Source organism: Xanthobacter cornucopiae, assembly GCF_043195065.2.
In the GTDB taxonomy this organism is placed as follows: domain Bacteria; phylum Pseudomonadota; class Alphaproteobacteria; order Rhizobiales; family Xanthobacteraceae; genus Xanthobacter.
The window spans coordinates 4,822,023-4,834,916 of sequence record NZ_CM195531.1 but is presented as its reverse complement, the minus strand read 5'-3'; the positions used below and the strand labels follow the sequence as shown (position 1 = coordinate 4,834,916).

10 protein-coding genes are annotated in these 12,894 nt (G+C 70.4%); 9 read left to right on the top strand and 1 reads right to left on the bottom strand.

What is annotated here, in order from left to right; all coding sequences use genetic code 11:
* Nucleotides 1–42: 42 nt before the first annotated feature.
* Both V5F53_RS21245 and V5F53_RS21240 read left to right on the top strand, forming a co-directional pair.
* On the top strand, nucleotides 43–957 hold the full coding sequence (locus tag V5F53_RS21245; protein WP_393995638.1) for an MBL fold metallo-hydrolase: 915 nt from the start codon (nucleotides 43–45) through the stop codon (nucleotides 955–957).
* 41 nt (nucleotides 958–998) lie between these two features.
* A complete protein-coding gene (locus tag V5F53_RS21240; RefSeq protein WP_393995637.1) occupies nucleotides 999–1,679 on the top strand; it encodes an SOS response-associated peptidase in 681 nt (226 codons plus the stop codon).
* Nucleotides 1,680–2,041: 362 nt separating this feature from the next.
* Here V5F53_RS21240 and V5F53_RS21235 read toward each other — a convergent pair whose 3' ends face one another.
* Nucleotides 2,042–3,328, bottom strand: coding sequence for a ubiquinone biosynthesis hydroxylase (locus V5F53_RS21235; protein ID WP_393995636.1), 1,287 nt, complete (start codon nucleotides 3,326–3,328; stop codon nucleotides 2,042–2,044).
* 208 nt (nucleotides 3,329–3,536) lie between these two features.
* Between V5F53_RS21235 and tesB the strand changes: the two genes are divergently transcribed.
* From tesB to V5F53_RS21200, 7 genes are all read left to right on the top strand, one after another.
* On the top strand, nucleotides 3,537–4,415 hold the full coding sequence (tesB, locus tag V5F53_RS21230; RefSeq protein ID WP_393995635.1) for an acyl-CoA thioesterase II: 879 nt from the start codon (nucleotides 3,537–3,539) through the stop codon (nucleotides 4,413–4,415).
* A gap of 301 nt (nucleotides 4,416–4,716) precedes the next feature.
* Complete coding sequence (locus V5F53_RS21225; protein WP_234050913.1) at nucleotides 4,717–5,055, top strand: P-II family nitrogen regulator; 339 nt, start codon at nucleotides 4,717–4,719, stop codon at nucleotides 5,053–5,055.
* 29 nt (nucleotides 5,056–5,084) lie between these two features.
* Nucleotides 5,085–6,446: an ammonium transporter gene (locus V5F53_RS21220; RefSeq protein WP_393995634.1), complete on the top strand. Its 1,362-nt coding sequence runs from the start codon at nucleotides 5,085–5,087 to the stop codon at nucleotides 6,444–6,446.
* 424 nt (nucleotides 6,447–6,870) lie between these two features.
* A complete protein-coding gene (gene ileS / locus V5F53_RS21215; RefSeq protein WP_393995633.1) occupies nucleotides 6,871–9,876 on the top strand; it encodes an isoleucine--tRNA ligase in 3,006 nt (1,001 codons plus the stop codon).
* 25 nt (nucleotides 9,877–9,901) lie between these two features.
* A complete protein-coding gene (lspA, locus tag V5F53_RS21210) occupies nucleotides 9,902–10,438 on the top strand; it encodes a signal peptidase II (RefSeq protein ID WP_393995944.1) in 537 nt (178 codons plus the stop codon).
* 16 nt (nucleotides 10,439–10,454) lie between these two features.
* A complete protein-coding gene (locus V5F53_RS21205; RefSeq protein ID WP_393995632.1) occupies nucleotides 10,455–11,180 on the top strand; it encodes a hypothetical protein in 726 nt (241 codons plus the stop codon).
* Between the two features lie 229 nt (nucleotides 11,181–11,409).
* Nucleotides 11,410–12,837 (top strand): M16 family metallopeptidase, encoded by a 1,428-nt coding sequence (locus V5F53_RS21200; RefSeq protein WP_393995943.1) that lies wholly within the window; start codon nucleotides 11,410–11,412, stop codon nucleotides 12,835–12,837.
* Nucleotides 12,838–12,894: the final 57 nt, after the last annotated feature.

The window sequence follows — 12,894 nt, the reverse complement described above, 5'->3', positions numbered from 1 at the left end:
TTCAGGTTTCAACGCCGCGCGAAAATGCTCTAGCCTTGCGGCATGAGCGCTGACATTTCCTTCGATCGCGATTTCGACTCGCCCGCCGGCCAGGTGCGGCCCGTCACCGGGCGCGTGCGCCGCGTGGTGGCGCCGAATCCGTCCGCCTTCACCTTCACCGGAACATGCACCTACATCATCGGCCAGGGCGAGGTGGCGATTCTCGACCCCGGGCCCGACAGCCCGGAACATATCGCCGCCGTGCTCGACGCGGTGGCCGGGGAGAGCGTGTCCCACCTCGTGGTCACGCACACCCATCGCGACCATTCCCCCGCCGCCGCCGCCATCAAGGCCGCCACCGGCGCCAGCATTGTCGGCTGCGGCCCGCATCGCGCGGCGCGCCCGCTGCACATCGGCGAGATCAATCCCCTCGACGCCAGCGCCGACACCGACTTTCTCCCCGACCACCAGCTTGCCGACGGCGACACCATCTCCGGGCGCGGCTGGACGCTGACAGCGGTGGAGACCCCCGGCCACACCGCGAACCACCTCTCCTTCGCCCTGAAGGAAGACAGCCTGCTGTTCTCCGGCGACCATGTGATGGCGTGGGCGACCTCCATCGTCGCGCCGCCGGACGGCGCCATGGGCGACTACATCCGCTCCCTGGAGCGCCTCGGCGCGCGGGAGGAAACGATCTACCTGCCCGGCCACGGCGGCCCGGTTCGTGACGCTCCCGCCTTCGTGCGCGATTATCTCGACCACCGCATCGCCCGCGAGGTGGCCATTTTGCGAGGCCTGGAACGCGCGGCCGAGACCATTCCCGACCTGGTGCGCGGCATCTATATCGGGCTCGACCCGCGCCTCGTGGGGGCGGCCTCGCTCACGGTGCTGGCGCATCTGGAGCATCTGGTGGAGACCGGGCGCGTCCTCACCGACGGCCCGCCAGCCATCGACGGCCGCTTCCGTCTCGCCGCCTGACCCGGGCACCGGCCGGATTCCCAGACGGAGATCGCCCGAACATGTGCGGCCGCTTCGTCCAGCACCGCCCGCCGCTCGCCTATGCCGAGCACTTCGGGCTTGACCCCGCGGCGGCACTGCCCAATTGCCCGGCCCGCTACAATGCCGCCCCCACCCAGAACCTGATGGTGGTGCGCCTCCATCCGCACACCGGCGCGCTGGACCTCTCTCTGCTGCGATGGGGACTGGTGCCGTCCTGGGCCAAGGACCCGAGCGGTGGCGCCCGCCTCATCAACGCGCGCGCGGAGGGCGTCGCCGAGACGCCCTCCTTCCGCCAGTCCTGGTGGAAGAAGCGGCGCTGCATCGTGCCAGCCGATGGCTTCTACGAATGGCAGCGGCGCGACGGCGCCGCCCAACCCTTCTATATCGCGCCCGTGGATGGGCGCCCCCTGGGGTTCGCCGGCCTGTGGGACGGCTGGAAGGACCCGGCCACCGGCCACTGGCTGCGCACCTTCACGCTTCTCACCTGCCCGGCCAACGAAACCCTGCGGCCCCTTCACGCCCGCATGCCCGTGGTGCTCGCCGCATGCGACATCGCCACCTTCCTGTCAGCGGAGGACCCGCGCCCGCTGCTGCGTCCGGCCCCACCGGAGCAGCTCACCTTCTGGCCGGTCTCCACCGCGGTGAACGCGGTGCGCAACGACGACCCGGGGCTCATCGCACCGCTCCCACACCCCGTGTGACCGCCTGGCACGCGGTGCGCTGCGTCCGCCGCCACGCCCCACGGCAGGCGTCCCGGCCCGCTGCAGCGGAGGGTGAATGATTCCTCGCAAGCAAGAAAAGCCGCGACCGCAGTGTGAACAAACCGGCCGCCCCAGGCTGATCGGCGAGGGCGACCCATCGGCGAAGGCTGCCCGGCCAGCCACGCGCTTCGCCCCGCCGACGTCGGAGGCGCCTCCGTACACGCGCCGCCCGCGCCGTTCTCGCACCGCTGGCGCCGCGACAGACCCTCGCCCCTGCCCCCGCCGCGCAGCGCCCGCACGCGGACGGTAGAGCGGGACCATCCGGGCGCCGGCGGGCGGACGAGGGCCCGGCCCGCTGCGACTCAGAGCCGTTCGCCGCGCAGCAGCTTCGGCACCGCGCCGGTGAGCCCGGCGGCATCGCGGATGAACAGGCCCTTGAGGCGCGGCAGGCGGTCCACCAGGCCCAGCCCCACGTCGCGCACCGCCCGCAGCGCATCCGAATGGTTGGAGAACAGGCGGTTCAGGCCGTCGGTGGCCACTCCCATGGCCAGGGTGTCGAACCGCCGCCACCGCTGGTAGCGCTCCAGCACCTGGGGCGAGGCGAAGTCGAGTCCCAGCCGCGCGGCGTCGGTCACCGCCTCGGCCAGCGCCGCCACGTCGCGCAGCCCCATGTTGAGCCCCTGCCCGGCGATGGGGTGGATGAGATGGGCGGCATCCCCCACCAGGGCCAGTCGCTCGCCGATGAAGCTGCGCGCCATGGAGAAGCCCAGCGGATAGGGGCGCGGCCGCGTCACCGGCTTCACCCAGCCCAGGCGATGACCGAATCGCTGCTCCAGCTCTTCCTGGAACAGCGCGGCGGGCAGGGCCGACAGCCGCTCGGCATCGCGCGTGCGCTCGGTCCACACCACCGAGGAGCGGTTACCGGGCAGCGGCAGGATGGCGAACGGCCCCGGCGGCAGGAAATGTTCCTCGGCGCGGCCCTCGTGCGGGCGCTCATGCTCCACGGTGAAGGTGATGGCGCTCTGGCCATAGCCCCAGGACACGGTGTCGATGCCCGCCAGGGCGCGCAGCCGCGAGCGGGCGCCGTCGCAGGCCACGAGCAGGCTGGCCGACACCGGCCCGCCGGTGGCGGTGGTCAGGCCCACGCCCGCGCCCTCGGGCGCGAAGGCGGCCACCGTGTCGGCCTTGAGCGCGATGCCGGCGGCTTCGGCGGCGGCGATGAGGGCGGCCTGCAGCACCGCGTTCGGCACCATGTGGGCGAACGCCTCGCCGGGGGCCACGTCGCCATCGAAGGTCAGGAAGGTGGGCCGGGCCACGTCCTTCGGCCGGCTGTCGGTGACCACCATGGACTGGATCGGCTGCGCCTCGCCCGCGATCCGCTGCCACGCGCCAAGGGCGGTCAGCATGAGCCGGCCGCAGGCGGCGATGGCCGAGCAGCGCTCGTCGTCGATCACCGGCCTCGCCAGGGCGGGATCGAACAGGGCGATGCGCGCATCCGGGCCGAGCCCCTGCCGCAGCGCCAGGGCCAGGCTGAGCCCGGCCAGGCCGCCGCCGACGATCGCCACGTCGAAGGTCACCGCGGGCGCGAGAAAGGCGCCGGCCCCGGTGAAAGGCGACGGCGCGACGGCGGGCTCGAATGGGCCACTCATGGACGGGTCTCCTCACGAGATGTCGTTCGCGGATGATCGGACCGGCCGCATCCCGGCCGGCGGGCATCCGGGGCGCAGAATGCGGAATGCGCCTCACGTATACGGACTTGACGCGCCCCGAGGGCGCATGGCGTGTTCGTGCCTCCAGACATTCCCTGTCCCCGGCACCCGCTCGCGGCGTGCCTGGGCTCCTGCGAGGCCTTCCTTCATGACCGAAACGCCGTCTTCCGACGTTGCAGCGCTCTTGTCCATCCTCGACCTGGAGCAATTGGAGATCAATCTGTTCCGCGGTCGCAGCGGCAATCCGGGCGGCGGGCGGGTGTTCGGCGGCCAGGTGGTGGCCCAGGCCCTGGTGGCGGCGCGGCGCACCGTGAATGCGCCCCGCGTCACCCACTCGCTGCACGGCTACTTCCTGCTGGGCGGCGACCCCACCGTTCCCATCATCTACGAAGTGGACCGCATCCGCGACGGCCGCTCCTTCACCACCCGGCGCGTGGTGGCGATCCAGCACGGCAAGGCCATCTTCTCCATGGCGGTCTCGTTCGAGCTGGAGGAAGGCGGCTTCGAGCACCAGAGCACCATGCCCGAGGTGCCCATGCCGGAAGACCTGCCCCCGGACGAGGCCTGGCGGGCGCGGCTGCTGGCCCGCTTCCCCGAGGCCGCCACGCGCGACTGGATGGCCATCCGCCCCCTGGAGATCCGCCCGATCGCGCTGGAACCCTCCTATCTGGGCAGCACCGGCGGCGCCGGGCCGAGCCTGTGGGTGCGCGCCCGCGCGCCGCTGCCCGACGACCTGCCCATCCACCAGGCCGTGCTGGCCTTCGCGTCCGATTTCTCGCTGCTGCAGGCGGCGCTGCTGCCGCACGGGCGCTCGGTGTTCGACCGCGACATGCAGGTGGCGAGCCTCGACCACGCCTTGTGGTTCCATCGCCCGTTCCGCGCCGACGAATGGCTGCTCTACAGCCAGGAGAGCCCCGCCGCCTTCGGCTCCCGCGGATTCTGCCGGGGCGAGTTCTTCACCCGCGAGGGCGTCCTGGTCGCTTCGGCGGCGCAAGAAGGATTGATGCGGCGCATCCAATCCAAATGAACCCATTGCGACTAAACTTTGAACGTCTTTCGGGCACCATGCCTAGAAAATAGGCGCAGAAAGCGGCGACCTTCGGGCGCCGCCACAGCCCTGCCCCCCATGGCGAGAAAATAAGCAGCGGGACTCCCGCTCTCGCGGCACTTGGCACGTTCCTTGATTCCGTTCTGCGCAGGCTTGCCTGCCGCGGCGCGGATTTCCCCGTCCCGCTCGGCGGAGCCGACAGAAAACACCGGCTGGGCGGCACGCGAAGGTGAGCTTCGCGGGGCCGAGTCCACGGGCATCAGGGGACAGGGACCGATCCATGAAGATCGTCATGGCCATCATCAAGCCATTCAAGCTGGAAGAGGTGCGCGACGCCCTCACCGGTATCGGAGTGCACGGGCTGACCGTGACCGAGGTGAAGGGCTACGGACGGCAGAAGGGCCACACCGAAATCTACCGCGGCGCCGAATATGCGGTGAGCTTCCTGCCGAAGCTGAAGATCGAGGTGGCGGTCGCCGCCGACCAGGTTTCCAAGGTCGTGGAGGCGATCACCGCCTCGGCCAAGACCGGCCAGATCGGCGACGGCAAGATCTTCGTCCTCGCCATCGATCACGCCGTGCGCATCCGCACCGGCGAGACCGACGCCGACGCGCTTTGAGCCATCCTCTTTTCACGGAGCCTTCTTCCATGACGTTTAAGACGTGGACCCGCGCGGGCATTCCCGCGCTGCTGGCGGCGACGGCCTTCGCCCTGCCAGCCCTTGCCCAGCCCGACATGGCGCCGGCGGCCGCCTCTCCCGCCGCCGCCGCGGCGGTTTCCACCGTGAACAAGGGCGACGTGGCGTGGATGCTCACGTCCACCATCCTCGTCCTGCTGATGACGGTGCCCGGCCTCGCCCTGTTCTACGGCGGCCTCGTCCGCGCCAAGAACATGCTGTCGGTGTTCCTGCAGGTGCTCACCATCGCCGCCGTGCTGTTCATCGTCTGGGTGCTCTACGGCTACTCGCTGGCCTTCACCTCCGGCAACGCCTTCATCGGCGGCTTCGAGAAGGCGTTCCTCGCGGGCGTCACCGTGGACAGCCTGGCTGACACCTTCACCAAGGGCGTGCAGATCCCCGAGTTCGCCTTCATCGCCTTCCAGGCGACCTTCGCCGCGATCACGCCGGCGCTGGCCATCGGCGCCTTCGCGGAGCGCACCAAGTTCCCGGCGGTGATCCTGTTCGCCGTGCTGTGGGCCACCTTCGTCTACTTCCCGATCGCCCACATGGTGTGGTTCTCGGAAGGCTATCTGTTCACCCTCGGCGCCCTGGACTTCGCCGGCGGCACGGTGGTGCACATCAATGCCGGTATCGCCGGTCTGGTGGGCTGCATCATCGTCGGCAAGCGCATCGGCTACGGCAAGGAGCAGCTTCCGCCCCACTCGCTGGTGTTCACCCTGGTCGGCGCCTCGCTGCTGTGGGTCGGCTGGTTCGGCTTCAACGCCGGCTCCAACCTGGAAGCCAACAGCCTCACCGCTCTGGTGGTGGTCAACACCATCCTCGCCACCGCCGGCGCCATCGTGGGCTGGCTGCTGATCGAATGGCTGGTGCGCGGCAAGCCCTCCGCCCTCGGCGCGGCGTCCGGCGCGGTGGCCGGCCTCGTGGCCATCACCCCGGCGTGCGGTGCCTCCGGCCCGGTCGGCGCCATCGTGCTCGGCATCGTCGCGGCGCTGGTCTGCTTCTTCTTCTGCACCGCGGTGAAGAACGCGCTCGGCTATGACGACAGCCTGGACGTGTTCGGCGTCCATGGCGTCGGCGGCATCATCGGCGCCATCGGCACCGGCATCCTGGTGTCCCCGGCCCTCGGCGGCGCCGGCGTCGCCGACTACTCCATGGGCCATCAGGTGTGGGTGCAGACCCAGGCCACCCTGGTCACCGTGGTCTGGTCGGGCGTGGTGTCCGCGATCATCTTCTTCCTGGTCAACATCGTCGTCGGCCTGCGGCCGAGCGTGGATGTGGAGCGCGAAGGCCTCGACATCAACGAGCACGGCGAGCGCGCCTACCACTCGTGAGCTGACATTCCAGGCGCGGGGGCGTCACCGCCCCCGCGCCGCTCCCGGCCCTGTCCGGTCCCAAATAAAAAGAGGGGAACCAACGGACCCCGGCGCTTCCAGGCGCCGGGGTCTTTTTGCTTGAGCGCTCATGCGGCGGCGACCCGCGCCCATCTGCGGGCTTTTCCCGGCGCGGGCCGCCTGCTAGAAGCCGGCCTTCGGATTGAACCACCGGCTTGAGGATGACCCACGCCATGCAGGGCGGGACGCCATGGCCGCGCAAGCGCCAGATCTGCGCGCCCCCGCACCGCGCGCGGCGGACAGCGGCGACGCGAATTATCGGCCCGGTCCCCCGCCGGCGCGCCTGAGCGCGCGGGGGAGCCGGGAGCCCTTGCCGCGATCCCCTTTCGGCCGCCGACGGCCTTCCTATCCCGAGTCCCGATCCATGACCGACACCACGCCCGCCTCCGCCGCGCCCGACTATTCCAAGACCCTGCTGCTGCCGGAAACCGACTTTCCCATGCGCGGCGGCCTGCCCAAGAAAGAGCCGGAGCTGCTGGAGCGCTGGCAGCGCCTCGGCCTCTACGCCCGCCTGCGCGAGGCTGGCCGCGGCCGCCCGCGCTTCGTGCTGCACGACGGTCCGCCCTATGCCAATGGCAACATCCACATCGGCCACGCGCTCAACAAGATCCTGAAGGACGTGGTGACCCGCTCCCAGCAGATGCTGGGCCACGATTCCAACTACGTGCCGGGCTGGGACTGCCACGGCCTGCCCATCGAGTGGAAGATCGAGGAAGAGAACTACCGCAAGAAGGGCAAGGCCAAGCCGGACCTGTCCGACGCCGCCGCCATGGTGGCGTTCCGCCAGGAATGCCGTGCCTTCGCCCAGCACTGGCTGGATATCCAGCGCGCCGAGTTCAAGCGCCTCGGCGTGGAAGGCGACTGGGACCACCCCTACACCACCATGGCGTTCGCGGCCGAAGCGCAGATCGCCCGCGAGATCATGAAGTTCGCCGACAACGGCCTGCTCTATCGCGGCTCCAAGCCGGTGATGTGGTCGGTGGTGGAAAAGACCGCCCTGGCCGAGGCGGAGGTGGAATACCAGGACTTCACGAGCGACACGGTGTGGGTGAAGTTCCCGGTGGCCTCCGGCGTCCGCGACGACCTCGGCGGCGCCAGCGTGGTGATCTGGACCACAACGCCCTGGACCTTGCCCGGCAACCGGGCGATCTCCTTCTCCTCCAAGATCGCCTATGGCCTCTATGAGGTGACCGAGGCGCCCGCAGACAATTGGGCCGCCGCCGGAGATCGGCTGATCCTGGCCGACAAGCTGGCCGACGACGTGTTCCGGCAGGCCCGCGCCACCGCCTTCGTGCGCGTGCGCGACGTGAGCGCGACGGAGCTGGCCGGCCTCGTCGCGGCCCATCCGCTCGCCGCTCTCGGCTACGGCTTCCAGGTGCCGCTGCTGGATGGCGACCATGTGACCGACGATGCCGGCACCGGCTTCGTCCACACCGCGCCCAGCCATGGCCGCGAGGACTTCGAGATCTGGACCCACAACCGGCGCTTTCTGGAGGAGCGCGGCATCAGCCCCGCCATCCCCTATCCGGTCGACGAGGACAGCTTCTACACCACCCAGGCGCCCGGCTTCGAGGGCCGGCGCGTCATCACCGAGAAGGGCGAGAAGGGCGATGCCAACGGCGCCGTCATCGAGGCGCTGATCGCGGCCGGCAACCTGCTGGCGCGCGGGCGGGTGAAGCACCAGTATCCCCATTCCTGGCGGTCCAAGAAGCCGGTGATCTTCCGCAACACGCCGCAATGGTTCATCGCCATGGACCAGGACATCCGCAACGGCGACGGCACCCCGGCCGAGCGACCGGCCACCCTCGCCGGCAACGATCCCGACACCCTGCGCGCCCGCGCGCTGGCCGGCATCAAGACCGTCGAATGGGTGCCCGCCGCCGGCGAAAACCGCATCACCGGCATGATCGCCAACCGGCCCGACTGGGTGGTGTCGCGCCAGCGGGCCTGGGGCGTGCCCATCGCCGTGTTCGTCAAGGAGCGGGGCGACGGGTCGGTGGAGATCCTGAAGGACCCGGAGGTGAACGCCCGCATCGCCGCCGCCTTCGAGGCCGAGGGGGCCGACGCCTGGTTCAAGGAGGGCGCCACCGCGCGCTTCCTGGGCGCGCGTGCCGCCGAGGGCTGGGCCAAGGTCAACGACGTGCTGGACGTGTGGTTCGATTCCGGCTCCACCCACACCTTCACCCTGGAGGCCCGGCCCGACCTGAAGGCGACGCGCGCGCCCAATGGCCGCGACAAGGTGATGTATCTCGAGGGCTCGGACCAGCATCGCGGCTGGTTCCACTCGTCCCTTCTTGAGAGCTGCGGCACCCGCGGCCGCCCGCCCTACGACGCGGTGCTGACCCACGGCTTCGTGCTGGACGAGGACGGGCGCAAGATGTCCAAGTCGCTCGGCAACGTCACCTCGCCCCAGGACGTCATCAAGACCTCCGGCGCCGACATCCTGCGCCTGTGGGTCTGCGCCTCGGACTATTCCGACGACCTGCGCATCGGCCCGGAAATCCTGAAGACCACGGCGGACACCTATCGCAAGCTGCGCAACACCCTGCGCTGGCTGCTGGGCTCGCTGCACCACTTCCGACCCGACGAGCGGGTGGCGTTCGCCGACATGCCGTCGCTCGAGCGCTTCATCCTGCACCGGCTGAGCGAGCTCGACGGCGAGATCCGCGCCGCCTACCGTGCCTTCGACTACAAGAAAGTTCACGCGCTGCTCACGCAGTTCATGAACATCGAGCTGTCGGCCTTCTATTTCGACGTGCGCAAAGACGCGCTCTATTGCGATCCACTGTCCTCGCTCACCCGCAAGGCCGCCCTGACGGTGCTGGACGAGACCTTCAACCGGCTCGTGACCTGGCTGGCGCCCATCATGCCCTTCACCACCGAAGAGGCCTATCTCGCCCGCACCGGCGACGAAGCGGGCTCGGTGCACCTGCTGGCGTTCCCCGACACGCCGCCGGACTGGCGCGACGGCACGCTGGCGGAGCAGTGGCGCAAGGTGCGGCAGGTGCGCCGGGTGGTGCTCGGCGCGCTGGAGGTGGAGCGGGCGCAGAAGCGCATGGGCTCGTCGCTGGAGGCGGCGCCCGTGGTCCATGTGAGCGACGAGGCCCTGGCCGATGCCTTCGCCGGCCTCGACCTCGCCGAGATCTGCATCACCAGCGCTGCCACCCTGGTGCGCGACGCCGGCCCCGCCGATGCCTTCCGCCTGGCCGAGGTGCCGGGGGTGGCGGTGGAGCCGGCCCGCGCCGTGGGCCGCAAGTGCGCCCGCTCCTGGAAGATCTCGCCGGAGGTGGGCGCCGACCCGCACTTCCCCGACGTGACGCCGCGCGACGCCGCCGCTCTGCGGGAATTCTACGCCACCGCCGCCGCCTGAGGCCCGGAGCCCCGCCGCCATGCCGATGACGCCCTCTTCGTCGCGTATCGCCCTGGGCCTGCTGAGCGCCCTGGCGGTGCTGGTGGCCGACCAGGTCACCAAGGGCTGGGCCATGGCCTTCATGGCGGCGCATGGGCCGGGGGTGGTGCCGGTCACCGCCTTTTTCGACCTGGTGGCCCTGTGGAACACCGGCATCAGCTATGGCCTGTTCCCCCAGGGCGAGGCCGGGCGCTGGGTGCTGGTGGCCATCAAGGTGGTGGCGGCGCTGGCGTTCGCCGCATGGCTGACGCGCGCCCACCGGCGGGTGGAGGCGCTCGGCCTCGGCCTGCTCATCGGCGGCGCCATCGGCAATGCGGTGGACCGGGTGGTGTACGGCGCGGTGTTCGACTTCATCGCGCTGCACGCCTTCGGCTACCGCTGGTACGTGTTCAACGTGGCCGATGTGGCGGTGGTTGCCGGTGTCGGCCTGCTGCTTTACGATGCTTTCTTCGGGCGTGCCTCAAAAACGCCGCCCTCGCCGCCACCAATGTCACCCCATTCTGAAGCTGAGCGCGAGCCTTGAGGGGAGCACCATGCCCGTGAGCCCGACATCCCGGCCCGATGCCGTGACACTGGCGAGGCCGATGCACCGTCCGACGACGACCCGTCCGTCCGCGTGGACCGTCTCCGGCGCCCTGTCCCTGGGCGTCGCCCTGGGGGTGGCGTTCGCCGCCCTCTCCCCCCGCCCGGCGGCGGCGGAGGACGAGTTCACCTCCAATCCCGTGCAGAGCATGATGCAATTGTTCGGGTTTGCCGAGGAGAAGGAAAAGCCCGAGATCGACTATCGCGAGCGCGCGCCGCTGGTGGTGCCGCCGGCCAACGCCGTCGGCACGCTGCCCAGCCCGCAGGATGCCGCCCACCGGGCAAATCCCAATTGGCCCAAGGACCCGGACATCGCGCGCCGCCAGCGCGAGGCCGCCGCCGCCAATGCCCCCGTGGTCCGCGACGACCCGGGCCGTCCCTTGATGCCCTCGGAGCTGAACAAGGGCCGCAAGAAGATTCTCGGCGTCATCCCCACCGAGCCCGCGCCCACGGGCACCACCCGCGACGAGCTGATGCCCAACCAGCTCGGTTCCAAGGGCTGGTTGCCGAGCCTCGGCGGCGAGAAGGAAAAGCCGCTGACCTTCAACGGCGAGCCGACCCGCGAAAGCCTGCTCCAGCCGCCGCCGGGCTACCAGACCCCGGCCCCCAACGCCCCCTATGGCGTGGTGGAGAAGAAGCAGGAGCAGTGGAAGCTGCCGACCCTGTTCGACCGGACCAACTGATCCGCGCAGGGGCTAGGCCGCCCCGTGTCGGGCGGCGGCGGGCGTTCGGCGGCCGAGCGCATCCCCACCCTGCGGTGGGGGCGGCGCATGCCGCAACAGGGACCGCCCGGACCCTCGAACCCCTCAAAAGCTCCAGCCGGCCCCTGGCCTTCGCCGGCAAAGCGCCTATCTTTCTTGAAGCGCGTGCGCCTTCTGGCGCGCGTCATGCCGGAAGATCCGTCACGTGAAGATGAGCCGTATCGCCATGGTCGCCATCCTTGCCGCGAGCGCGGCTGCGCTTGCTCCCCGCGCCAGTTCGGCCGCGGGTCCCGACATTTCCGAATTCAAGCTCGACAACGGCCTTCAGGTGATGGTCATTCCCGACCATCGCACCCCCGTGGTCACCCACATGGTCTGGTACAAGGTGGGGTCGGCCGACGAGCAGCCAGGCAAGTCGGGCATCGCCCATTTCCTGGAGCACCTGATGTTCAAGGGCACCGAGACCCACCCCCAGGGTGCGTTCTCGGCCGAGGTGGCGCGCCTGGGCGGCCAGGAGAACGCCTTCACCTCCCAGGACTACACCGCCTATTTCCAGCGGGTGGCCAAGGAGCACCTTGAGAAGGTGATGGGCTTCGAGGCCGACCGCATGACCGGGCTCAAACTGTCCGACGAAGTGGTGCTGCCCGAGCGCGACGTGGTGCTGGAAGAGCGCCGCATGCGCACCGACAACGAGCCCTCCGCCCGGCTCGGCGAGATCCTGCAGGCCACCACTTATGTGAACCACCCCTACCAGCACCCGATCATCGGCTGGGAGCACGAGATCAAGCAGCTGAACCGGGAAGACGCCCTGGCCTTCTATCGCCGCTATTACGCGCCCAACAACGCGCTGCTGGTGGTGGCCGGCGACGTGAACGCGGACGAAGTGCGCGCGCTCGCCGAGAAGACCTATGGAAAGGTGGCCCGCGCCGACACCCCGCCGCGCAACCGCCCGCAGGAGCCGGAGCCGCAGGCCCATCGCCGGGTTGCCCTGGCCGATGCCCGCGTCGCCCAGCCCAGCGTCCAGCGCTCCTACCTGGTGCCGTCCGACCGCACCGCCGCGGCGGGCGAGGCCGAGGCGCTGGAGGTGCTGGCGCAGATCCTCGGCGGCGGCCAGACCGGTCGGCTCTATCGCACCCTGGTGGCCGAGAAGGGCATCGCCGCCGGTGCCGGCGCCTGGTATCAGGGCACGTCCTATGACGCCACCCGCTTCGTGGTCTATGCCAGCCCCCGGCCCGACGTGAGCCTGGAGACCCTGGAGGAGGCCCTCGACGCCATCGTCGCCGACATCGCGGCCAACGGTGTCGACGAGCTGGAGCTGAAGCGGGCCAGGAGCCGGCTGACCGCCGACATGGTGTATGCCCAGGACAATCAGGCGACCCTGGCGCGCATCTATGGCGCCGCCTGGGCCACCGGCACCAGCGCCGAAGAGGTGCGCACCTGGCCCGACCGGGTGAAGGCGGTGAGCGCCGCCGACGTGCAGGCCGCCGCCCGGCGCTACCTGACCACCAACCGCGCGGTGACGGGGCACCTGAAATCGGCGCCCCCAGCGGCCGCGCCCCAGGCGGACGCGCCCAAGACAGGCGCGCCCAAGACGGACGCGCCCAAGACGGACGCCCTCAAGAAGGATGATCGCTCGTGAGGGCCCTGCCCCGCGGTTGCGCCCGCTGGCCCCTCCGGGCCGGCGGCTGGCTTTTTC